The sequence below is a fragment of the Streptomyces sp. NPDC036764 genome, from assembly GCF_055609385.1.
The window spans coordinates 337553-360984 of sequence record NZ_JBVJPT010000005.1; the positions used below are offsets into that span (position 1 = coordinate 337553).

The 23432-nt window shown below is 72.0% G+C and carries 19 protein-coding genes; 6 read left to right on the forward strand and 13 right to left on the reverse strand.

Annotated elements, in window-relative coordinates; all coding sequences use genetic code 11:
• The first annotated feature begins 55 nt into the window (after positions 1-55).
• On the forward strand, positions 56-1606 hold the full coding sequence (locus ACZ69Q_RS22215) for an alpha/beta hydrolase (protein WP_471044430.1): 1551 nt from the start codon (positions 56-58) through the stop codon (positions 1604-1606).
• 83 nt (positions 1607-1689) lie between these two features.
• Here ACZ69Q_RS22215 and moeZ read toward each other — a convergent pair whose 3' ends face one another.
• From moeZ to ACZ69Q_RS22275, 12 genes are all read right to left on the reverse strand, one after another.
• A complete protein-coding gene (moeZ, locus tag ACZ69Q_RS22220; RefSeq protein WP_380845088.1) occupies positions 1690-2868 on the reverse strand; it encodes an adenylyltransferase/sulfurtransferase MoeZ in 1179 nt (392 codons plus the stop codon).
• Positions 2869-2931: 63 nt separating this feature from the next.
• Complete coding sequence (locus ACZ69Q_RS22225; RefSeq protein ID WP_471044433.1) at positions 2932-3711, reverse strand: spherulation-specific family 4 protein; 780 nt, start codon at positions 3709-3711, stop codon at positions 2932-2934.
• Positions 3699-4718, reverse strand: coding sequence for an NAD-dependent epimerase/dehydratase family protein (locus ACZ69Q_RS22230; RefSeq protein ID WP_471044436.1), 1020 nt, complete (start codon positions 4716-4718; stop codon positions 3699-3701). The genes ACZ69Q_RS22225 and ACZ69Q_RS22230 overlap by 13 nt, the downstream gene beginning before the upstream one ends.
• Positions 4719-5046: 328 nt before the next feature.
• Positions 5047-6303: a hypothetical protein gene (locus tag ACZ69Q_RS22235; protein ID WP_471044438.1), complete on the reverse strand. Its 1257-nt coding sequence runs from the start codon at positions 6301-6303 to the stop codon at positions 5047-5049.
• Between the two features lie 107 nt (positions 6304-6410).
• Entirely contained in the window at positions 6411-8129 is a 1719-nt protein-coding gene (locus ACZ69Q_RS22240; RefSeq protein ID WP_471044440.1) for a DUF3492 domain-containing protein, read from the reverse strand.
• A 285-nt stretch (positions 8130-8414) separates the two neighbouring features.
• Entirely contained in the window at positions 8415-10220 is a 1806-nt protein-coding gene (locus ACZ69Q_RS22245) for a dipeptide ABC transporter ATP-binding protein (RefSeq protein ID WP_471044442.1), read from the reverse strand.
• Positions 10217-11206: an ABC transporter permease gene (locus ACZ69Q_RS22250; RefSeq protein WP_471044444.1), complete on the reverse strand. Its 990-nt coding sequence runs from the start codon at positions 11204-11206 to the stop codon at positions 10217-10219. The genes ACZ69Q_RS22245 and ACZ69Q_RS22250 overlap by 4 nt, the downstream gene beginning before the upstream one ends.
• Positions 11203-12189: an ABC transporter permease gene (locus ACZ69Q_RS22255; protein ID WP_471044447.1), complete on the reverse strand. Its 987-nt coding sequence runs from the start codon at positions 12187-12189 to the stop codon at positions 11203-11205. The genes ACZ69Q_RS22250 and ACZ69Q_RS22255 overlap by 4 nt, the downstream gene beginning before the upstream one ends.
• 4 nt (positions 12190-12193) lie before the next feature.
• Complete coding sequence (locus tag ACZ69Q_RS22260; RefSeq protein WP_471044450.1) at positions 12194-13912, reverse strand: ABC transporter substrate-binding protein; 1719 nt, start codon at positions 13910-13912, stop codon at positions 12194-12196.
• 197 nt (positions 13913-14109) lie between these two features.
• Positions 14110-14202 carry an Ms4533A family Cys-rich leader peptide gene (locus tag ACZ69Q_RS22265; RefSeq protein ID WP_383418036.1) on the reverse strand — a complete coding sequence of 31 codons (93 nt, stop codon included), beginning with the start codon at positions 14200-14202 and terminating at the stop codon, positions 14110-14112.
• Positions 14203-14258: 56 nt separating this feature from the next.
• Complete coding sequence (locus tag ACZ69Q_RS22270; RefSeq protein WP_471044454.1) at positions 14259-15788, reverse strand: DUF3152 domain-containing protein; 1530 nt, start codon at positions 15786-15788, stop codon at positions 14259-14261.
• A gap of 191 nt (positions 15789-15979) precedes the next feature.
• Positions 15980-17011 (reverse strand): alpha/beta fold hydrolase, encoded by a 1032-nt coding sequence (locus tag ACZ69Q_RS22275; protein WP_471044457.1) that lies wholly within the window; start codon positions 17009-17011, stop codon positions 15980-15982.
• 286 nt (positions 17012-17297) lie between these two features.
• On the opposite strand from ACZ69Q_RS22275, the gene ACZ69Q_RS22280 reads away from it, so the two are divergent.
• From ACZ69Q_RS22280 to ACZ69Q_RS22295, 4 genes are all read left to right on the forward strand, one after another.
• Positions 17298-17522: a hypothetical protein gene (locus ACZ69Q_RS22280; RefSeq protein ID WP_471044460.1), complete on the forward strand. Its 225-nt coding sequence runs from the start codon at positions 17298-17300 to the stop codon at positions 17520-17522.
• Positions 17523-17827: 305 nt separating this feature from the next.
• Positions 17828-18469, forward strand: coding sequence for a TetR/AcrR family transcriptional regulator (locus ACZ69Q_RS22285; RefSeq protein ID WP_471044462.1), 642 nt, complete (start codon positions 17828-17830; stop codon positions 18467-18469).
• 150 nt (positions 18470-18619) lie between these two features.
• On the forward strand, positions 18620-18847 hold the full coding sequence (locus ACZ69Q_RS22290) for a DUF3107 domain-containing protein (RefSeq protein WP_471044464.1): 228 nt from the start codon (positions 18620-18622) through the stop codon (positions 18845-18847).
• Between the two features lie 204 nt (positions 18848-19051).
• Positions 19052-19321, forward strand: coding sequence for a hypothetical protein (locus ACZ69Q_RS22295; RefSeq protein ID WP_471044467.1), 270 nt, complete (start codon positions 19052-19054; stop codon positions 19319-19321).
• 156 nt (positions 19322-19477) lie between these two features.
• Here ACZ69Q_RS22295 and ACZ69Q_RS22300 read toward each other — a convergent pair whose 3' ends face one another.
• Positions 19478-20233, reverse strand: coding sequence for a ferritin-like fold-containing protein (locus tag ACZ69Q_RS22300; protein WP_471044470.1), 756 nt, complete (start codon positions 20231-20233; stop codon positions 19478-19480).
• A 474-nt stretch (positions 20234-20707) separates the two neighbouring features.
• On the opposite strand from ACZ69Q_RS22300, the gene ACZ69Q_RS22305 reads away from it, so the two are divergent.
• Positions 20708-23266, forward strand: coding sequence for a DEAD/DEAH box helicase (locus ACZ69Q_RS22305; protein ID WP_471044473.1), 2559 nt, complete (start codon positions 20708-20710; stop codon positions 23264-23266).
• Positions 23267-23432 lie beyond the last annotated feature (166 nt).

The window sequence follows — 23432 nt, forward strand, 5'->3', positions numbered from 1 at the left end:
TGGCCTGACCGCCATCCGCGGCACAGCGCGGACGGCCTGCGAGGGGGGAAGCGGTATGACGCGTTTCGTACGGTGGGCGGCCGTGGCCGCCGCCTCCGCGCTCTTGGCGACGGGATGCAGCGGCAGCTCGTCCGACGGCGCGCAGACCGGTGGCAGGACTAGCGAGGCGGATTCGTCGGCGCCCTCCACCGGCTCGTCCGCCACCGTGCTGCCGTCCTCCCTGACCTCGCAGAAGCTCGACTGGGGTGACTGCAAGGCGGCCGAGGACTCCCCCGCGCCGGGCGACGAGTGGCAGTGCGCGACGCTCAGGACACCCCTGGACTGGGCGAAGCCGGAAGGCAGGACGATCGGCCTCGCGCTGATCCGCACCAAGGCCACGGGCGACGACCGCATCGGATCGCTGATCTTCAACTTCGGCGGCCCCGGCAGCTCGGGGGTGTCCACGATGCCGTGGTACGCCACCAGCACTTCCGAACTGGGCAAGCGGTACGACCTGGTGAGCTTCGATCCGCGCGGCGTCGGCGCCAGTGAGGGCGTGCGCTGCCGCAACGACAAGGAGATCCAGGCCTCCGAGTCGGTGGACATCACACCGGACACCGCGGCCGAGGAGACCGCGTACTTCCGGGACGCCGCCGCCTTCGGCCAGGGCTGCCGGAAGGCCGAGGGGAAGCTGATGGCGCATGTGTCGACCACCGACACCGCCCGCGACATGGACCTGATGCGCCAGGTCCTCGGCGACCGGAAGATGCACTACTTCGGCATCTCCTACGGCACCGAACTGGGCGGCGTCTACGCCCACTTGTTCCCCGGCACTGTCGGACGGATGATCCTGGACGCGGTCGTCGACCCGAGCGCCGACACGGAGGGGCACGCCGAGAACCAGGCCAGGGGCTTCCAGCGCGCGCTGGACAACTACCTGAAGTCCACCGGCCAGGGCGCCGAAGAGGGCACCCAGAAGATCGTGGACCTGCTGAAGCGGATCGACGCGAACCCGATGCCCACGTCCTCCGACCGCAAGCTCACGGAGGCGCTCGCGCTCACCGGCATCATCAGGCCGCTGTACAGCGAGGCGAGCTGGCCGACCCTGACCAGCGCTCTGAAGGCTGCGGAGAGGGGCGACGGCACGGAACTGCTGGCGCTCGGCGACGACTACAACGACCGCGACGCGTCGGGGCGCTACGGCACGGGGACCCACTCGCAACGGGTCATATCGTGCCTGGACGACAAGCAGCGGCCGACGGTCGAGGAGACGAGGAAGCTGCTGCCGCGGTTCGAGAAGGTCTCGCCGGTGTTCGGGCCCATGCTCGGCTGGGACACGGCCGGCTGGTGCCACGACTGGCCGGTGGCCGGGCAGTACGACACCCCGGAGGTCAGCGCGGCGGGTGCGGCACCGATCCTGCTGGTCGGCAACACGGGCGACCCGGCGACGCCCTACGAGGGCACCCGCAAGATGGCCGACGAACTCGGCAAGGGCGTCGGTGTGACGCTCACCTGGAAGGGCGAGGGCCACTCCGCGTACGGGAAGGGGAGCGACTGCGTCGACTCCGCGGTCAACGCGTATCTGCTCCAGGGCACGGTGCCGGAGGACGGCAAGGTCTGCTCATGACGACGGCGGGGGCTTCGAGCACCCGTGGTGCGCGAAGCCCCCGCCGCTGGAGCAGGGCTCGCCTTGCCGGCGAGGACGTCCGGTCAGTAGACGGGCTTGTCCGGCTCGATCTGGTTGACCCAGCCGATCACGCCGCCGCCGACGTGGACGGCGTCGGCGAAGCCCGCGGACTTCAGGACCGCGAGGACTTCCGCACTGCGGACACCCGTCTTGCAGTGCAAGACGATCTTCTTGTCCTGCGGGAGGCTCTCCAGGGCGGTGCCCATGAGGAACTCGTTCTTCGGGATCAGACGGGCGCCGGGGATCGAGACGATCTCGTACTCGTTGATCTCGCGGACGTCGATGATGTCGATGTTCTCGCCGTCGTCGATCCACTCCTTGAGCTGCTTGGGAGTGATCGTCGAGCCGGCGGCGGCCTCCTGGGCCTCCTCGGAGACGACGCCGCAGAACGCCTCGTAGTCGATGAGCTCGGTGACGGTCGGGTTCTCGCCGCAGACGGCGCAGTTCGGGTCCTTGCGGACCTTGACCTGGCGGTACTGCATCTCCAGGGCGTCGTAGATCATCAGGCGGCCGACCAGCGGCTCACCGATGCCCGCGAGCAGCTTGATGGCCTCGTTGACCTGGATGGAGCCGATGGACGCGCACAGCACACCCAGCACGCCGCCCTCGGCGCAGGAGGGGACCATGCCCGGCGGCGGGGGCTCCGGGTACAGGCAGCGGTAGCAGGGGCCGTGCTCGGACCAGAAGACCGAGGCCTGGCCGTCGAAGCGGTAGATCGAGCCCCACACGTACGGCTTGTTCAGCAGCACGCACGCGTCGTTGACCAGGTAGCGGGTCGCGAAGTTGTCCGTGCCGTCGACGATCAGGTCGTACTGGCTGAAGATGTCCATCACGTTGTCGGCCTCGAGCCGCTCTTCGTGAAGGACCACGTTCACGTACGGGTTGATGCCCTTGACGCTGTCGCGGGCGGACTCGGCCTTGGAGCGGCCGATGTCGGCCTGGCTGTGGATGATCTGGCGCTGGAGGTTCGACTCGTCGACCTCGTCGAACTCCACGATGCCGAGCGTGCCGACGCCCGCGGCGGCCAGGTACATCAGCGCCGGCGAGCCCAGGCCGCCGGCGCCCACACAGAGCACCTTGGCGTTCTTCAGCCGCTTCTGCCCGTCCATCCCGACATCGGGGATGATCAGGTGGCGGGAGTACCTGCGAACCTCGTCTACGGTGAGCTCGGGGGCCGGCTCGACCAGGGGTGGCAGCGACACGGGGACTCCGTTGGTCGGTCGATCACTACAGTTGTTCTCCCCGTAACAGTGCCACGGCCTTTTTCATTCCGAGACACCTGTTCCGATCCGCGAGACGATTTCGTCCCAGTAGCCGGGCATGGTCTCCCAGGGGTCGGTGCGGCCGCCGTGGTCCGTGTGGTCGGTGAACCAGATCGTCCCGGCGCCCTGCCAGCGCGCGATGCGCAGTGCCTCGTCGAGGTGACCGAGGGGCACTCCGTGGACGAAGTGGCAGAAACGGTCGGCTGGATAGTCGGCCGTCCACTCCGCCACCTGCGACCAGCGGTAGTCGCTCCACGGGCCGCAGAAGGTGACGAGCTGGTCGGCGCACTCGGCGTAACCGGGGTGTGGATGGGTGCCGTGGCCAAGGACGATGTGGGCCTTGTCACGCAGCCCGCGCAGGGTGGTGATGGTGCGCAGGACTTCGGGCAGCGCGGTGCCGTCTGTCGGGCAGCGGTCCAGGAGGAAGCCGTCGACCCGGTACCAGTCCAGGTAGCGGTGAGCCTTGGAGATCACCTCGCCGAAGACGCGGGCGCCGTGGGCGGTGCCGAGGTGGACCCGGTCGAGGCAGGCGGTGTCGAGGTTGCCGAGGACGCGGACCCCCGCGTTGCGGAGCCGGCCGGCGGCTTCGAGGCAGTGGGGGTCGGGGCGGGCGCCGGGACCGTCGGCGACGTTGAGGACCACCCAGTCCACGGGGGTGCCGGGGCGGGTCAGTTCGCCCCATTCGGTGGGGGCGAGAAGAGGATGGGCATAGCCCGGCACGCCGAGACCCGTGCGCAGCCCGGTGCTCGGCGTGGTCCGTTTCATGCCGGTCAGATACGGCATGCCGCCTCCATCCAGATGTCGCCCAGGGACTCCTCCAGATTGATGCGGGGGCGCCAGCCGAGGCGGTCGCGTGCGGTGCGTACGTCGGCCTGCTGCCAGCTTCCGCAGCCGTCCGGGTAGGCGATGGGGGCGGAGTGGGCCGCGTGCGTCGAGTGGACGGCGTGTGCCGTGTGCGCGGTCGCGTGGGCCGTATGGGTCGCGTGGTCCGAGTCGGTTCGCGGGTGGCCGATGGTCGGCCGCAACGGGCCGGGCGGGCCGTCGAGTTCGTGGAGGGCGCCGCCGTAGCCGGCCACGCGGGCCAGGATGGCGGCGGCGTCGCGCAGCCGGACGGCCCGGCCGGAACCGATGTTGATGACGCCCTGCGCGGCGGAGAGCGAGGCGGCGTGCACGGCACGGGCCACGTCGCGGACGTCGACGAAGTCGCGTTGGGCGCCGAGGCCGGTGAGTTTGAGCTCGCCGTCGCCGGACTGCATGGCGCGGCGCATGGCCTCGGCGAGACGGCCCAGCGGGGAACCGGCGGGGGTGCCGGGGCCCGCGGGTGAGAAGACGCGCAGGACCACGGCGTCCAGGCCGGAGCCCAGGACCAGTTCGGTGGCGGCGAGTTTGCTGACGCCGTAGGGGCCGCCGGGGCGGGGAACGGAGTCCTCGGCCGTGGAGGAGCCGGGCTGGCTCGGGCCGTACTCGGCGCCGCAGCCGATCTGGACGAGCCGGGCGCCGCAGCCGCTGCGGCGCAGGGCCTCACAGACGGTGGCGACGGCGACGGTGTTGTGGCGGGTGAGTTCGCGGGCACCGCCCCTCGTGGCACCGGCGCAGTTGATGACGACGCCGGGGTGGACCGCGTCGAGGAAGCGGGTGAGGGCGCCGGGGCTGCCGGACGCGAGGTCGAAACGGACGTCGGCGTCGTCGCCGCGGCCCAGCGCGGTGAGTTGGACCGCGGGGTCGGCGAGGAGGCGGTCGGCTACGAAGCGGCCGAGGTAGCCGTTGGCTCCGATCAGCAGGACTCTCATCGGGCGGCTCCCGGAGCCGAGCGGAGGTCGGATCGGGAGGTGATCATTTGAGGGTCTCCTTCGAGGACTTCGGGCAGGAGGGTCAGGACGGTTCTGTGGGGGTGTGCGCCTGCGGTGACCTGCGCGGCTCCGTGGAGGTACGCGGGTCCTTGCCTGCACGGGTGTCGAACGGGCGGTGCCGCGCCGGGGATGTCCGTGCTCGGTCCGATGGCGGCTCGGTGCCGCCGGACGTGCGGCGGCATGGGGGCCGGCCGCCGTGGGCGGACACTCCCCGGCGCGTCCGCTTCCCGCCGTACACGGGTGCGGCGGGTCGCGGGTCTGTGGTGGGTCAGCATGCGTCGTCCGCCCTCGCGTGTGCGGACGCCCTCGTCAAGGTGCGCAGCGCGTGCAGCAGAAGCGTCAGGGCACCTGCCCCGCAGGCCATCGTGGGGATGGCGGCCGGGCCCCATACGTCGAGGAGGGACTGGACGGGGGTCGCCAGCCAGGCGCAGCCGGGGAGGCGGGCGGCGAAGACGGTCGCCAGGGCGGTCGCCTCGGCCGATACCGCGGCGGTGAGGACCAGGGCGGGGGCGTGGGTGAAGCCGTGGGTGGCGAGGAGGCGGGACAGGAGCAGGAGGGCGCCCAGGGTGAGCGCCTGGGGGTGGGCGGCGGGCTCGTCGAGGGCGGTGGCGGTCAGCGCGAGCAGGGCCGTCAGGGCGCCGAGGTAGAGGGCGAGCGTGGCCAGGAGCAGGGGCTTCGCCGAGGTGGCGAAATCCTTCAGGGCCCGGCTGGCGGAGAGTTTGTGGCGAGCCCGCACGGCGAGGAGGTGGGCGCACCAGGCGGCCGGCGCGCAGGAGAGGGCCAGCGCCAGGACGGGGGCGGTGGCGAGCGGCCAGGGGCCCTCGGACGTGCCGGTGGGGAGGCTGTCGGGGCCGCCGGCGACGGCTGCCTGGAGGAGTCCGTCACCGAGGAGGGCGTAGCCGAGGAGCCAGCAGATCCGGGTGCTCGTCGGGCGTGCGGCGTGCTCGGTGGCCAGGGGGCCTCGGGCGAGGGCCGCGTGCAGGGCGAGGATGACGGCGAGGGCTCCCACGGCGGCCGCGATCAGGCGGTTCTGGCCGTTGGTGAGGTGCACGCCGATGACAGCCGCCGCGCACAGGGCTCCGGGGAGAAGGGTGAGGACCATCCAGTCGGCTCGTGCGCGGGGGGTGGTGAGGGGCTGAGCGCCTTGCGGTGATTCCGCGTCTCGGGACGTACGGGCGTACATCTCCTCCGCCAGGGAGAAGACGTCCCGGTGCAGGAAGCGGGCGGCCGTGCGGTCGGTGACACCGTGGGCTTCGAGGCCGGCCGCGATCTCCAGGGGGTCCACCGCGCGTTCGCACAGGTCACGGTGGCGATGCAGCAGGGCCTTGACCGGGTCGGCGCCGCCTCGACGGTTGGGGCGCGGGGAGGTGGCCGATTCCCCGGCGGGCGTGGCGGAGCCAGCATCGGTCGCGTCCCCCCGTACGGCCGTGTCCGCGTCCGCCGAGAGCCACTCCTCCGACCGCTCGTCCCATGCCCCGGGGCTGGTCGGCACAGCGGGCCGATCGAGCCCACCCAGGCCGCTCACCACGCGCCCACCATCGCCCCGGCCGCTCAACAAACCCCCACCGTCACCCAGGCCACTCATCACGTCCCCGGCGCCGTCCATCACGCGCCGTCCCTCTCCCCCGCCGCTCATCGCGCCCCCTCCGGTGCGGGGATGGCGGTGGCGCGTACGGGGGTGCCCGGCGGGCGGGGCGGGCCGCCGCGGGCCACCAGGCGGGGTGTTCGCTCGGTCCAGCGGCCGGGGACATGGGCCTCGGCGGGGACGGCGAAGGGCAGGGGTTCCCCGGTCTCGTCGAGGACGACGCGGCGGACCGGGGTGTGCGAGACGATCTCCAGGTAAATGCCGTGAAATGCTGCGACGTTCTGCTCGACGGTGAACAGTTCGAGCGCCCGCGCGCGTGCCGCCGCGCCCAGGCGTTCACGGCGCTCGGGGTCGCGCAACAGCGCCACGCATGCCTCCGCGAGCGCCCGCGGATTACGGGGCGGTACGACGAGCCCGGTGCCGCCGATGACCTCCACCACCGCGCCGACGTCGGTGGACACCGTCGCACGACCGCAGAACATGGCCTCGACCAGCCCGATGGGGAAGCCCTCGACGACGCTGGACAGGACGGTCACCGCGCCCGAGGCGTACGCGTCGGCCAGGGTCGGGATGTCCGGGGCGCCGATCTCCTCGAAGGAGACCGGGTTGTCGCCGACCCGGTGCGGGCCCTCGGCCTCGTCGGGGAAGAGCTGCGCGGCCAGCGCCTTGCAGTGGCCGAGGTAGGCGGCGCCCTCGGAGCCTGCGGGGGTGCCGACGATCCGCAGGCGGGTGTTCGGCTCCTCCTTGCGCACTTCGGCGAAGGCGTGCAGCAACGACACCAGGTCCTTGGTCGGTTCGACGCGGCCGACCCAGACCAGCGAGTCCGGGTCCGCGCACTGCGCGTGCTCCGCGCTCTCGCCGACCTCCGCGAAGCGGGCGGCGTCCATGCCGGGGTAGACCGTGCGCAGCTTGGCGCGGTCGGCGCCGCACCGTTCCTGCCAGCGGCGGGCGTGGCCGTTGCCGGGCGTGATGAGGACGGCCCGCGCGTAGGTCTCGGCGGCGAGCCCGCCGTGGAAGGCGGCGAGCAGGGAACGCACGGCCGGCGAGGAGTCGGGCGCGGCCAGATAGTGCGTGCGCAGCCGGACGCCGTACTCGGTCAGCAACAGGGGTACGCCGCAGAAGTGGTGCGCGAGCAGGCCGGGCAGGGCCGCGGAGCCGCCGGAGGTGGCGTGGCACAGGTCGGCCGCGCCCAGTCCGTCGTCCTCGTACCAGTCGAGCGAGAGGGGGCGCAGGGCGCGTTCCAGATGCGCGGCGACGGCCAGCAGATCGGGTACGCGCGCCTCGCGCGCCGTCCGCAGGGCACCCGGGGCCCGGCAGGCGCGTTCCAGGGCGCGTACGGCGGCCTCGGAGCGGAGCGCTCCCACCAGGCCGCCCTCGTCGCGGGCGAGTTCGGCGAGACCGTACAGGGCACTGCCGAAACGGTCCGCCTCAGCGGCCGACGTGTCCTCGCAGGCATCGTCGGCACCCGCACCGCCCCCCGCGCAGAGCACGGCCGCCAACTCGCCGTAGTGCTCGGCGAACCGCCGGCGCGCCCGACGGCCGTACACCACTCCGTCGTCCTCGGCGGTCCACATCGGCGCGGTGCGCACCCGGCTGACGTGCGCCGGCAGCGGGACCCAGCCCTCGTCCTCCTGGCGCTCGCTGCGGCTGAGCGCGTAGACGTCGAACTCGTGCTGGCCGAGCCCGCGTACGAGCCGGTCGCACCAGAGCCTGGCCTCACCGCTCACATACGGATAGCCACCCTCCGCAATCAGTCCGATGCGCACGAGTACACCCTCGATCTCCCGTAAGGGGAGCCGCCGTTCCCGTGACGGCTCGCAGCGGGACGAACGTATGCGGACAAGGCGGTGGCGCGACGGACGGTTGTCCATCGCGCCACCAAAAGGGGTGAACGGTCGTAACTTTCCCGTGCGGGTCGCGTTCCGTCGCGCTAGGAGATCAAACGCGCACGGATCGTCACACCTGAACTGCCGGAACGAATCGGCCGGGCAGGACGGACGGATCGGCCAGGCCGAACAGGACGGACAGGCCGAACAGGACAGGCGCGGCGGTCACACGACGGCCAACTCCCGTCGTGCGGCCCGCCGCTGTGCCGCGATCCGCGGATCGAGCGCCGGTACGGCGGCCAGGAGCTGCTTGGTGTACGGGTCCTGCGGATTGTCGTAGACCTCGTCCGCGGGGCCCTCTTCGACGATCCGCCCGCGCCGCATCACCGCGACCCGGTCGCTGACCTGGCGCACTACGGCGAGGTCGTGCGCGACGAAGACGAGCGCGAGGCCGAGTTCGCGCTGCAACTCGCCCAGCAGCGCGACGACCTGGGCCTGGGTGGTGACGTCGAGCGCGGAGACGGGCTCGTCGCAGACGATGACGCGCGGGTCGGCCGCCAGTGCTCGCGCGATGCCGACGCGCTGGCGCTGGCCGCCGCTGAACTCGTGCGGGTAGCGGTCGTAGTGCGCCCCTTCGAGCCCCACGCGCTCCAGCAGTTCCCGCACCCGTCCCCGGATGCGTCCCTCGTCGTTCTCACCCCGCGCGCGGAGCGGGTCGGCGATCGACTCGCCCACCGTGCGGCGGGGGTTGAGGGAGGAGACGGGGTCCTGGAAGACCATCTGCACGGCCGGATCCACGCCCACGCGCGCGTGCCCGTCGTAGCGGACCTCACCCGCCGTCGGCTCCAGAAGCCCGACCAGCATGCGCCCGAGGGTCGTCTTGCCGCTGCCGCTCTCCCCGACGATGCCGAGGGTCTCGCCGCGGCGGATGGCCAGCGACACGTCGTCGACCGCCGTGAACGCCCGCTTCCCGCGCCCGAATTCACGCCGCAGCCCGGTCGCCTCCAGGACGACCTCGGTCGCCTCCAGGACTACCCCGGGGGCGACATCGGCCTCCGGGTCGAGGACGACCTCCACGTCCGGGACGACCTCCGCCGCCGGAACAGCCCCCGCGTCCGAGACGATCTCCGCCCCCGGAACGGCCCTCGCGTCCGGAACAGCCCCCGCCTCCGGGACGGCTCCGACCCGGCCCAACCCCTGCGGCGCCCCACGAACCCCACGCGGCGCGTCCACCCGCGGGACCGCCCCCAGCAGTTCACGCGTGTACGACCGCGCGGGCGCCCCCAGGACGTCGGCGACCGGCCCGTGCTCCACCGCCCGTCCGTGCCGCATCACCAGCACCTCGTCGACGCTCTCGGCGGCGACGCCGACGTCGTGCGTGACGAGCAGGAGCCCCATTCCGGTCTCCTCGCGGAGCGTGTGCAGCAGGTCGAGGATCTGGGCCTGGACGGTCACGTCGAGGGCCGTCGTCGGCTCGTCGGCGATCAGCAGGTCGGGCTCGCAGGCCAGCGCCATGGCGATGAGCGCGCGCTGGCGCATGCCGCCGCTGAACTCGTGCGGCCGGGACCGGGATCGCCGTACGGCGTCCGGGATGCCGACCCGGTCCAGCACCTCCGCCGCACGCGCGCGTGCCGCTCGCCGCGAGGCACGCGTGTGCACGCGGTACACCTCGGCGATCTGATCGCCGATGGCGTAGTAGGGGTCCAGGGACGACAGCGGGTCCTGGAAGACCATCGCGGCCTTTCCGCCACGCAACTGCCGCAGTCCCTCGTCGGACGCCTCCTGTACGTCGACCCCGGCGACCTCGATCGAGCCGCCGACCCGTGCGCCCGTGCCGCGGTGCAGCCCGAGCAGGGCCGAGGCCACCGTGGACTTGCCGGAACCGGACTCGCCGACGAGGGCGAGGGCGGCGCCGCGCGCCAGGCTGAAGGTGAGGCCGTCGACGGCGCGCAGGTCGCCGAAGTCGACCGTCAGGCCGCTGACTTCGACCAGGTCCCGCGCGGGAGCCGGGGTCTTCGTCACGTCGCTCATGCCAGCACCACCCGTCGGTCGGCCACCGCGTACAGCACGTCCGCGACGACGTTGGCGACGACCACGAAGAATCCGATGACCAGGACCATGCCGACGACGACCGGAAGGTCGACCACGTTGACGGCGTGGACCAGTTCCTGTCCGATACCGGGCAGGCCGAAGAGCGTCTCGGTGAGCACCGCGCCGCCGACCGCGCCGCCGAAGTTGTTGGCGTTCAGGGCGATGACCGGCGCGAGGGCCCCGCGCAGCGCGTGCCGCCCGATGACCGACCGCTCGCCGACGCCGTACGCCCGGAAGGTCCGGATGTGGTCCTCGGCCAGCGTCTCCAGCATCGCCGCCCGGGTCAGCCGGGCGAAGGCGGCGGCCTCGATCAGGGCGAGCGAGAGCCAGGGCAGCAGCAGGTTCCACGCCCACTGTTCGGGATCGTCGGTGAAGGCGACGTACTGCGGGAACGGCAGCAGTTGCAGTTGCCCGCAGACGACGATCATCAGGACCAGCCCGATGACGAAGACCGGCGTGGCCACGCCCGCCAGCGTGACGCCGGTCAGCAGCCGCTCGGTGAGACGGCCGCGCCGCCATGCGGACAGGACGCCCGTTCCGACACCGAGGATCAGCCACAGCACCATCGCGCCGAACACGAGCGAGAGGCTGACCGGGAGCTTCGCCAGGATCAGCGCGGTGACCTGCTGGTCGCTCTGGTACGAAAGCCCGAGGCAGGGCGCCGAGCAGTGCTGCACGGACGTGCCGGTCGAGTAGTCCTGACCGGCGACCAGGCCCTGGAGGAAGTCCCAGTAACGCGTGTACAGGGGGTCGTTCAGGTGCAGTTGCTCGGCGACCTGCTGCACCTGGGCGGGTGAGCAGCGTGGGCCGCAGGTGATCTGGGCGACGTTGCCGGGGGTGACGTAGAAGACGACGTAGACGATCACCGAGATGGCGAACAGGGTGACGACGGCGCCCAGGACTCGGCGTAGGAGAAAGCCGCTCATGCCTTGGCCTCCCTCTTGCGGCCCGTGCCGATGCGCAGCCGGGACGCCGCGCGCGGGTCGAGCGCCGTGCGCACGCCGTCGCCGAGGACGGTCAGGGCGAGGACGGTCACGAAGAGCGCGCCGGCGGGCAGCAGCAGATACTGCGGGGCGGCCTGGTACCAGACGTCCGCGGCGGTGAGCATCTGTCCCCAGGACGGCGTCGGGGGCTTCACGCCGACGCCCAGGAACGACAGGGCGGCCTCGACGGTGATGTTGGCCGGGACGAGCAGCGCCGCGTAGGTGATGACCGGCGCGGCGATGCCGGGCAGCAGCTCACGGCGGGCGATCCGCCAGGTGCCCCAGCCGCTGAGCCGGGCGGCGGCGACGTAGTCGAGCCCCTTGAGGGTGAGCGTCTGGGCGCGCACGATCTTCGCGATGTTGCCCCACGCGATCAGTCCGATGACGAGGGCGACCAGCACGGGCCGCGGGAAGCTCGACGGCACGATCGCGAGCAGCGCCAACGCCATGATCATCAGCGGCATCGCGACGATGACGTCGGTGAACCGGCTCAGCACCTGATCGACCCAGCGGCTCCCGAGCGCGGCCGCGACGCCCACCACGACGCCGATGGCGATCTGGACGACGGTCGCGGCCAGGGCGACCCCGAGGGAGACCCGGGCGCCGTACACCAGCCGCGCGAACAGGTCCCGCCCGGTCTGCGGTTCGACGCCGAGCCAGTGGTCGGCGCTCACTCCGCCGAACGAGCCGATGGGCACGCCCCCGCGCGCGGAGTCGACGAGCGACGGGTGGTAGGTGGTCGGGTCCTGGCCCTCGATCGCGGTGAGCAGCGGTGCGGCGAGCGCGACCAGGACGAGCAGTGCGACGACGGCCGCCGCGACGAGGGCGGCGCGCTGCGTCCGCAGCCGCCGCCAGAACTGACGGGCCCCCGAGGCCCCCGGAGCGGACACCCCGGGAGCCTCGACGGCGAGAACTGCCTCACTCACGGCGCTACTTCACCGCGACCTGGGAGATGTCCAGGACACCGGTCCAGTCGCTGATCACGACGTTCTTGATGTCCTCGCCGTACAGCCGCTTGTAGACGGGGTGGAACAGCGGCACGGTCAGCGCCTGCTCGCCGATCTTCTGGTCCAGCGCGCCCCACCGCTTGGCGGCGGCGGTGAGATCGGTCAGCTTGTTGATCGCGTCGATCTCGCTGTTGACCGACTTGTCGTCGAGCAGGCCGGTGTTGAAGTTCGCGCCGTCCTTGACGATCTGCCGGCCGTCGAAGATCGGGGCGAGGAAGGGACCGCCGGAGGGCCAGTCGGCACCCCAGTGCGCGAGGAAGAAGCCGGGCTCGGTCTTCACGTTGTGGATCTTGTCGGAGTAGTCGTTCTCCTCCAGACCCTGGAGCTTGACCGTGATGCCGGCCTTCTTCAGCGCGTCCTGGATCGCGGTCGCGATCTCGGGGCTGGTCTCGAAGTCCTTGGCGTTGGAGTGGGTCAGGGTGACGGTCAGCCCGTCGGCGTGACCGGCCTCCTTCAGCAGCTCCTTGGCCTTGGCCGGGTCACCGGCCTTGCCCGCCGGGAAGTGGTCGTACGGCGTGTAGCCGAAGGACTTCTGGTTCGGCAGGAAGGTGGTGGCGGGCTCGGCGAGCGCGGAACCGCCGGCGGCGTTGACGACCGACGACCGGTCGATGGCGTACGAGATCGCCTGGCGCACCTTGGCGTTGTCGAACGGCTTGACCGTCGGGTTGAACGCGACGTAGTTGGTGTAGCCGAAGTGACCGGTGCCCACGCGAGCGGCCAGCTCCTTGTCACCGGTCACCTTGGCGAGCTCGGCCGGGCCGAGGTTGGTGTCCGTGGTGACCGCGGCGGCGTCCGCGCCCTGGGACGCGGACAGCCGCTGGTTGATCACGGACGAGTCGAGCCCGGACCGTACGTCGATCTTGTCGGGGTACGCCTTGCGCTCCTCGTCCGTCGAGGCGGACCAGTGCGTGTTGCGCTCCAGGACGAGGTGCTCGCCGTCGTTCTCGTTCGTGACGACCTTGTACGGCCCCGACGAGAGCGGGTGCTGCTCGTACTTGGTGCCGGTGTCCTTGGCCTTCGGGACCGGCGTGAACTGCGTCTGCGTGGCGAGGTACGGGAACTCGCCCTCGGGCTTGTTGAGATGGAAGACGATCGTCCGCTCGTCCGGCGTCTCGATCGCCGACAGGCCCTTCTTGTCCTTGTACGGCCCCTGGTAGTCGGCGGCGCCGACCAGCCAGTCCCGCAGGTAGGGGGCGCCGCCGGACAGCTCGGGCGCGAAGGAGCGCTCGATGCCGTACTTGATGTCGGCCGAGGTGATCGGGGTGCCGTCCTCGTACTTCAGGCCCTCCTTGAGGGTGTACGTCCACACGGTCGCGTCCTTGTTCGGGCGCCCGGTGTCGGTGGCGAGGTCGGGGACGACCTTCGCGCCGGCCTCGCCGGCCTCGCGGTTGCGGGTGGTGAGGGTGCGGAAGACGAGGGAGGGGACGTTGCCGCCGCCGGAGGTGTACAGGCGGGCGGGGTCGAAGTCCTGCTGGGGGTTGGAGTTCAGGACCGTGAGCGTGCCGCCCTTGTGGGGCGTGGAGTCGCCGCCGGCGCTCTTGGCATCGTTGTCCTCAGGCCCGCAGGCGGCGGCGCCCGCTGCCACGACCAGGCTGACGGTTGCCGCGGCCACGCGGCGCGCTATGACGGACGGTTGACGCATCGGAGACGACCTCTCGGTTTGATGGATCTCGCTCGACATATCGAATGGCGAGACAGAGTGACGCGGAGTGAGACGGAAGTGAGCAGACGTCTGCCTCGGCGCCGGGTCGTCGGACACCCGTGACCGCATCACGGGACATCGGAGTCACGTGATCGCGGGAGGGAAAGAGATCGCGACGCGAACGCCAGAGGCGAGCGTCAGCGACAGTGAATGTCGGCCACGCACAGAGCGGTCACGCCGATGAGCGCCAGCTCGATGGCGGCGCGCGTGGGGGCGTGACGGGTCGACATGTGCAGAAATATGGACGATCTCGCTGCACATGTCAATGTGACGTTTGAGTCACCCGTCAACTCCCGGGGTACGCCCAGGGGTTGGCCCTGCAATGTATCCCGTCGTGGTCCAGGAACTTGGTCTGCTGCTGCATGACCGGGGCGAGCTCGCCGTCCTTGTCGCAGGTGACGTGGTTGAAGCCGAGCCGGTGGCCGACCTCGTGGTTGATCAGCATCTGCCGGTACTCGTATATGCGGTCGCCGTACGTCTTCGACCCCTGCGCCCATCGATAGGCGTTGATCATGATGCGCTCGGTGGAGGCCGAGTCGCACGAGACGTTGTCCTCGGCGGTGTCGAGTTCGGACTTGGCGCACCAGTCGTGCGTGGTGCCGGGGCTGGCCAGCGTGATCACGAAGTCGGGCTTGCCGGTGTATATGCGCTCGAAGGTGCGGGCGCCGTTGTGGGCCCAGCTCCGGTCGTCGTTGAGCGTCTTCTGCACGGCCTCGGCGAACAACTCACCGTCAAGGCCGAGCCCCTTCTCGACATCCACGCGATAGGTGAACTTCTGCCCCGTTCCCGGCGCCTTGTCGACTCCCCGTATCGCGTCGAACGTCCCCGGGCCCTTGAGGGTCGCGCTGAGCGGGTACGTCACGGCCATCTTCTGGCCGTACGACAGCGTGGCCACGCCGTCGGAGCCGGAATGCGTCGGCCGTCCCTCCCCGCGCGAGGCGGAGTCGCGGGCGTCGCGCCCCTGGTCGGTGGCGGACTGCGACTGCACGTCACCGTCGTCCCGCCCCTTCGTGACCTGGCCGGCGACGACGACCGCCAGCACGGTGACGACGGCGGCAGCGGCGATCCCGGTGAAGGTCCGCCCCTTGCCGCCCTGCGCCGGAACGGGCTCGCCGGTCGGCGGGGCGTCGTCGTCGACGTCGGTGCCGGTCCTGGGGTCCCAGTCGGTGACGGAGGCGTACGCGTCGGAGGCGTGCGCGGTCTCGGCCGTGCGGGGCGCGAAGACATCGACGTCCTGTTCGAAGGCGTCGACGTAGTCCTGCCGGGGCCCCTCGGAACGCGGCGCCCGCCGGGGGCGCGGCAGGGGCACGCCGGTCGCGGGCGGCGCACCGGCCGCCCCCGGAGTGCCGTACGCGACCCCGGTCCGCCCCCTCAACTCACCCCAGCCACCGCCGGGTTCACGCTGCTCGGGATGGCTGCCGCGAGCCTGGGGGACGCCGTGGGCGGGGGTCCCATCAGGGAACCGCGGCACGCCCTGCGCAGGGGTCCCATCGGGGAACCGAGGGAAGCCGCGCGCGGGAGTGCCGTCGGGCAGCCGCGGCGTGCCGCGGACGGGAGTGCCGTCCGGCAGCCGCGGCGTGCCGCGGACGGGAGTGCCGTCCGGCAGCCGCGGGAAGCCATGGACAGGCGTCCCGTCGGGCAGCCTCGGGACACCATGCGCCGGCGTGCCGTCCGGCAGCCTCGGGACACCATGCGCGGGCGTGCCGTCCGGCAGCCTCGGGACACCATGCGCGGGCGTCCCATCCGGCAGCCTCGGGACACCATGCGCGGGCGTCCCGTTGGGGAAGCCCTGCCCCCCGTACGCCGGCGCCGGCATCCCCTGTCGTACGGGAGCCGGTCCGGGCCGCTGCCCCGGAACCCTCGCAGGCCCGGTACCGGGTGCGGACGGGCCCCGCTGGACCGCGCCCGTATCCGGCGGTGCCCCCCGGGAGCCTTTTTGTGCGGTCGTCTCCGCGGTGTCGCGCTTGGCGCCCGACCCGCGGCGGCTGTGGCGTCCCACGTCGCGCCTCAGCCCCCCGCGTTCTCGGACACGGCCTCGGCGTCACCGGCGACGGGGACCCTCTGGCGCGAGTTCACGGCCTGCGACTGCCCCGTCTCCACCAGGAGTTCACGGAACGCCCGGGCGACGACCTCCGGGTACTCCATCATCGCCACGTGCCCGGCGTCCGGAAGGCTCAGCAGCCGGGAGTCGCGGAAGCTGTGCGTGGCCTTGCGGCTCATGCGGTGGCCCACGAGCTGGTCCCGGCCGCCGTAGATGAGCAGCGTCGGCGCCAGCACCCGCTCGGCCTGGCGCCACAGCGCGTGCTGGCCGCCCAGCGTGTAGGCGTTGACCAGTCCGCGCGCGGAACGTGTCATCGCGTCCCAGAAGTACGGCAGCCGCAGGCGGCGCTCCATCTCCTCGACCGCGTTGCGGAATCCTTCCGGCGTGGCCCGCTCGGGGTCGCCGTAGCACAGGTGCATCACGCCGCGGACCCGCTGCTCCGCCGTCCATCCCCGGGTGAGGCGGGTGAAGAGCCCGGTCACTCCGGGCACCGAGAGCAGAGCGGTCGGGACGGCGGTGCGCTGGACGCGGATCTCCGGCAGCGCGGGCGACACGAGGGTGAGCGTGCGGACGAGGTCGGGCCGCACGGCTGCGACGCGCGTGGTGACGGCGCCGCCCAGCGAGTTGCCGAAGAGGTGTACGGGGCCGCGGCCGGAGGCGTCGAGATAGCGGATCACCGCGCGTGCGTGCGCGGTGATCGAGTAGTCGCCGTCGTCCGGTGGCGGCGAGTCGCCGAAGCCCGGCAGGTCGACGGCCTCGCAGTCGACCTCGCCCTCTAGCTGCTTCATCAGCGCCGACCAGTTCTGCGAGGAACCGCCGAGTCCATGGACGTAGAGCGCGGGCGCCAGCCCCTCGCGCGCGGGCGGTCTCGATCGCACCGTCAGCGTGATCCCCGGCAGTCCGACCGATCGCAGCCGCTCGCCCTCCGCGACCCGTACGGTCGCCACCTTGGGGAGCGCGCTGGCGGCCGGCGCGGACGGGAGCTCGGTCGAAGACATGCGGCAATGTTACGAGACGATCACGCAGTGGTTCATGTGTTCGCCGTCACAAGTCGACACGTACATGGCATCCGCAGCGCCGGGAACCGGAAACGCGCACAGCCCTGACATCAGCCGCCCGGAGCAGGTCCGGACCGACCGCGAACCCCCGAGAAGATCCTCCCGCGGATCGCATAGCGTCCGAAACCGGTGTCTCCTAGGCTCGTACGCAGGGCACCCGGATGTGGACCCCTGCTGCACGCAGGGACGCTGTCCCCCCGGGGACGTTCTAGGAAGGGAGCCCGCCATGGCCGTCGATCCGACCGACCCCGACACGTTCGTGGACGAGGAAACCGACGAGTCCGAGGAGTTCGACGTCGAGGCCCCCTCGGCCGACGCGGCCGAACAGCACACCGACGTCAGGCGCGACCGCGACGACACGCTGTCCGGCGCGGACCAGGACCGGGCGAACGAGGCCGATCTGATCGAGCAGGCACGCGTCGTCTCCATCGACGAGGACGACTACCGGTGACAGTGGACGACTACCGGTGACAGAGGATGACCGCCGGTGACAGTGGACGACCGCCGGTGACATCGGGCGGTGCGTCTCAGGGGCCGGCAGACCCGCTCGAACGCGCGGCGGGACACGGAAGAGTGGGCCGCTGAGCAGGAGAGAATCCGTTTGCTGCCCGCTCTGCCCGGGTTTCAAACCCTGTGCGCGACTTTCGCCACCGTCCGGTCCGTGAAATTCTGCGCTCGCACCGCGCACACCAGGGTTACCGAAAAGTACGATGGCGACGCGGCGCACACCGCATGTGGACGACATTGGGAGGCGGCGTGACAGCCATCGAGCAGACAGAGGCGGCACGCCCGCGGGGCACGCGCCTGCCGCGCCGTGCCCGACGGAACCAGTTGCTGGGCGCCGCCCAGGAGGTCTTCGTCGCGCAGGGCTACCACTCCGCCGCGATGGACGACATCGCCGAGCGCGCCGGCGTCAGCAAGCCGGTGCTCTACCAGCACTTCCCGGGCAAGCTCGACCTCTATCTCGCCCTGCTGGACCAGCACTGCGAGTCCCTGATCCAGGCCGTACGCCACGCGCTCGCGTCGACGACCGACAACAAGCAGCGCGTGCGGGCGACGATGGACGCGTACTTCGCGTACGTCGAGGACGACGGCGGCGCCTTCCGTCTGGTCTTCGAGTCGGACCTGACCAACGAGCCGGCCGTGCGCGAGCGCGTGGACAAGGTCACGAACGAGTGCGCCGAGGCGATCTGCGACGTCATCGCCGAGGACACCGGCCTCTCGCGCGCCGAGTCGATGCTGCTGGCCTCCGGCCTCGGCGGCCTCGCGCAGGTCGTGGCCCGCTCCTGGCTGCACAGCGACCGCAGCGTCCCGCGCGACCAGGCGGTACAGCTCCTGACGTCGCTGGCGTGGCGCGGCATCGCGGGCTTCCCGCTGCACGGCAGCGAGCACCACTGACGCCCGCTCACCCCGGGGCACGTTTGTTCCCGCCTCCTGTTCGCTGTTGGCGTTCTTGGTCGGAGCGTGTACGTCCCCTCACCGGGCTAATGTGTGCTGGGTACAGCGCGGAAGGTCGCGCACTTCACTGACCGTCGGAGGGACATAGCCGTGGAGGTCAAGATCGGCGTGCAGCACGCGCCCCGCGAGATCGTTCTGGAGAGCGGGCAGAGTGCCGAGGAGGTCGAGCGGGCGGTGGCCGAAGCGCTGGCCGGGAAGACGCAGCTACTGAGCCTCGTGGACGAGCACGGCCGCAAGATCCTGGTCCCGGCCGACCGCCTCGCCTACGTGGAGCTCGGCGAGCCGGCTCCGCGCAAGGTGGGCTTCGGCGCCCTGTAACAGGCGCCGACGCGGCAGACATCACGGGAGGGCCCGGCGACTCGTTCGCCGGGCCCTCCCGTTTTTCCGTCCCTTCCCACCCCCGCGTCCCCCTCCACCAATGGCGCACAGCCCCATCACAGAGGAGGATTGCATTCCGCAGGTCAGGGGTATGACGGGCTACGACCGTTTCGAGCAGGCCGGCCATGTGGGAGGGACCCCAACATGCTCTTGGAAGCGATCAGCTCCGCGCTCCTCGGCCTCGCTCTGGCATGGGCTGCCGCGCGCCGTATGCCGCACCGGCTGCCCACCCGCTCGCTGGTCCTCCCGACGGGTGTCGCCGGCGCCCTCTTCGGCGCCTTCATCACGCACACCGCGCTCGACTTCGGCAACCTCTTCGTGATCCTCATCGGCTCGGCGGTCGTCTCGGCCGCCTCCCTCTCGCTGCTGGTCCGCCCCGCGGGAAGACTGCGCCGCCACTCGGCAACCGCATAGAGCCGGAGGACCAGCCGCCGGCCCCCTGAGGCACAGCGGGGCCGACCGTCGAATCTCCATACCGGCCCGCAGCTCCCGGCCCGCCCGGCGTTGAGGACAAGGCCGGCTCAGGGCGGGGCTCTGGGGGCCGCAGGCCCCCAGGAGCGGGGCGTGGGCCTACGCCGCGAGCCCCAGCGCAGCCATCCGCTTCGTGTGGGCCTCCGTGATCCGCGAGAACATCTTCCCGACCTCGGCAAGATCGAAGCCGTCCGCGACCCCGCCCACCAGCATCGTGGACAGCGCGTCCCGGTCGGCGACCACGCGCTGGGACTGCGACAGCGCCTCGCCCATCAGCCGTCGCGCCCACAGCGCGAGCCGCCCGCCGACGCGCGGATCGGCGTCGATCGCGGCCCGCACCTTCTCGACGGCGAACGACGCGTGCCCGGTGTCGTCGAGCACGGCGAGCACCAGCCCGCGCGAGTCGGAGTCGAGGCGCGCTGCGACCTCGCGGTAGAAGTCACTGGCGATCGAGTCACCGACGTACGCCTTGACGAGCCCCTCCAGCCAGTCCGAGGGCGCCGTCTGCTTGTGGAACCCGTCCAGCGCGGCGACGAACGGCTCCATCGCCTGCGTCGGCTCGGCCCCGATCTCGGTCAGCCGGTCCCGCAGCTTCTCGTAGTGGTGGAACTCGGCCGACGCCATCTTCGCCAGCTCCGCCTTGTCCGCCAGCGTCGGCGCCAGCTTGGCGTCCTCCGCCAGCCGCTCGAACGCCGCCAGCTCCCCGTAGGCCAGCGCGCCGAGCAGGTCCACGACAGCGGCCCGGTACTGCGGATCGGCGGAGGCCCGCGCCCAGTCCTGGGCGGCGACCCCGGTGTGTTCGACGGCGGTGTCGGAGGCGTCAGAGGTGTTGTCAGGCGTCGTCATGAAGCGCACAATAGCCCGCTCGTCGCGTCACGGAAGTCCCTGGTCAATCACTGTGACGCCGACTACGTGACCAATTCGGCCATCGCATGTGCGCGTTTCCAGGGTATGGTGGTAATGCGCCCGCTGAGTACTTAGACGTACCTCGACGGGCCGCACGTTATGAGGATGCCCGGTCGGTGGCCCGATCGGCTCCGACCCGACAGCCCTCCCCGGCCGTACGGCACAGTGCGTACGGCGACCGGAGGGACACCCTCAGCGGTACGAGCGCTAGAGCGTCGGCAGTGGTCCCGTGCCCTACGGCCAGCCCGTAAGGCAGCCGACGTCCCCCGGCACGGTCCGTCAAAGACCCCCGCGCTCGCCTCGCACCGCGCACACAGAAGAGGCAGCACCCTGACTACGACTTTCCGAGAGCTCGGAATCCTTCCCGAGACCGCCGAGGCCCTTGAGGCCGTCGGCATCGTCAACCCCTTCCCCATCCAGGAGATGACCCTCCCCGTCGCCCTCTCCGGCACGGACGTCATCGGCCAGGCCAAGACCGGTACCGGCAAGACGCTGGGCTTCGGTCTGCCGCTCCTGGAGCGCGTCACCGTCCCCGCCGACGTCGAGGCCGGCCGCGCCGAGCCCGAAGCGCTCACCGACGCCCCGCAGGCGCTCGTCGTCGTCCCCACGCGCGAGCTGTGCACGCAGGTCACCAACGACCTGCTGACCGCCGGCAAGGTGCGCAACGTCCGCGTCCTCGCGATCTACGGCGGCCGCGCGTACGAGCCGCAGGTCGAGGCCCTGAAGAAGGGCGTCGACGTCATCGTCGGCACCCCGGGCCGGCTGCTGGACCTCGCGGGCCAGAAGAAGCTCAACCTCAAGCACATCAAGGCGCTCGTCCTCGACGAGGCCGACGAGATGCTCGACCTGGGCTTCCTGCCCGACGTCGAGAAGATCATCGACATGCTGCCGGCCCGCCGCCAGACCATGCTGTTCTCGGCGACCATGCCGGGCGCGGTCATCGGCCTCGCGCGCCGCTACATGTCGCAGCCCACCCACATCCGCGCCACCGCGCCGGACGACGAGGGCGTGACCGTCGCGAACATCGCGCAGCACGTCTACCGCGCGCACAACATGGACAAGCCGGAGATGGTCGCGCGCATACTGCAGGCCGACGGCCGGGGACTGGTCATGGTCTTCTGCCGCACCAAGCGCACTGCGGCGGACCTCGCCGACCAGCTCCAGCAGCGCGGCTTCGCCTCCGGCGCGGTCCACGGCGACCTCGGCCAGGGCGCCCGCGAGCAGGCGCTGCGCGCCTTCCGCAACGGCAAGGTCGACGTCCTCGTCTGCACCGACGTCGCCGCGCGCGGCATCGACGTCGAGGGTGTCACGCATGTCATCAACTACCAGTCGCCGGAAGAGGAGAAGACGTACCTGCACCGCATCGGCCGTACGGGCCGCGCGGGCAAAACGGGTACGGCGATCACGCTCGTCGACTGGGACGACATCCCGCGCTGGCAGCTCATCAACAAGGCGCTGGAGCTGAACTTCAACGACCCGCCGGAGACGTACTCCACGTCCCCGCACCTCTTCGAGGAACTGAAGATCCCCGCGGGCACCAAGGGCGTTCTGCCCCGCTCGGAGCGCACGCGCGCCGGGCTGGCGGCGGAGGAGGTCGAGGACCTCGGCGAGACCGGCGGACGCGGTGCGCGCGGTCGCGGTGGCCGGGGCGGCCGGGACGAGTCCCGTTCGTCCTCGCCGGACCGTGAGCGCTCGGCGCGTACGCCGCGTCGCCGCCGCCGTACGCGCAGCGGATCCCCGCTGGACGCGACGTCGGCGCCGGCCACCGGCTCCGGCACCGCGGAGGCGACCGCCGAGGCCGGCCCGGCCGAGTCGGTCACCGCGTCGCGCACTCCTCGCCGCCGTCGCCGCACCCGCAACGGAGCGCTGTCGGAGGCGGCCCCGACGACCACCACGGCGGAGGCCGCGGAGGCCGCCGTCACGACGGCGGAGGGCCCGTCCCTGGACACGGCGGACGAGTCCCCGGCGAAGGCGCGTCGCCGCCGCACCCGCAAGTCGGCGGAGCCGCAGGCGACTTCGGCGGAGGCTGTGGCTCCCGAGGCCGAGGCCGTGCAGGCGTCCGAGTCCGCCACGGCGCCGCAGACCGCGGAGCCCGAGGTGGCCCCCGCCGCTACGCCGCGCCGCCGCACCCGCAAGGCCACGGCCGCTGCGGAGACCGCCGTCGACACCGCCGAGGCCGTACAGGAGGCCCCGGAGGCGACGGAGACCAAGCCGCGCCGCCGCACCCGTAAGGCCACGGCAGCGGCCGAAGCCGCCGTCGAGGCCGTGCAGGAGACCCCGGAGGCGACGGAGACCACGCCGCGCCGCCGCACCCGCAAGGCCACGGCAGCGGCCGAGACCGCCGTCGACACCGCCGAGGCCACGGAGGCCAAGCCCAAGGCGCGCCGCACCCGCAAGACCGCGGCCACCGCCGAGGCCGCCGACATCCCGGCCCAGACGGCCCAGGAGCCGGAGGCCGCCGAGGCCAAGCCGCGCCGGACCCGCAAGGCCACGGCCGCTGCGGAGACCGCGGTCGACACGGCCGAGGCCGCCGAGGCCAAGCCCAAGGCACGCCGCACCCGTAAGACCGCGGCCACCGCCGAGGCCGCCGTGGACACGGCCGAGGGTACGGAGGCGAAGCCGCGCCGCACCCGCAAGGCCGCCGCGACGGTGGCGGAGCCGGAGGCCGCCGAGGCCAAGCCGCGCCGCACCCGTAAGGCGACCGCCGCGGCCGAGGTGGCCGTCGACACCGCCGAGGCCGAGCCCAAGGCACGCCGCACCCGCAAGACCGCGGCGTCCACCAAGGCTGCCGAGGTCGCCGACATCCCGGCCCAGGCCACGCATGAGCCGATTGCCACGGACGCGCCGGCCCCGCGCCGCCGCACCCGCAAGGCCGCCGCCACCGCGGAGTCCGCCGGGAGCACGGCCGAGGCCACGGAGGCCAAGCCCAAGGCACGCCGGACCCGCAAGGCCACGGCTGCCGCGGAGTCGACGGAGAGCTGATCTCCCGCACGACGGCCCGGTCCCACCTCGCGTGGGGCCGGGCCGTCGGCGTCTCGCCCGTCAGCCGGGGCGGGGCCCTGTCGGCAGGACTCGGGGAGTTCGAGGACACCCGCGACCCCGGCTCTCGCCCGCAGGGCTCGGGCAGTTCGAGAACACCCATCACCCC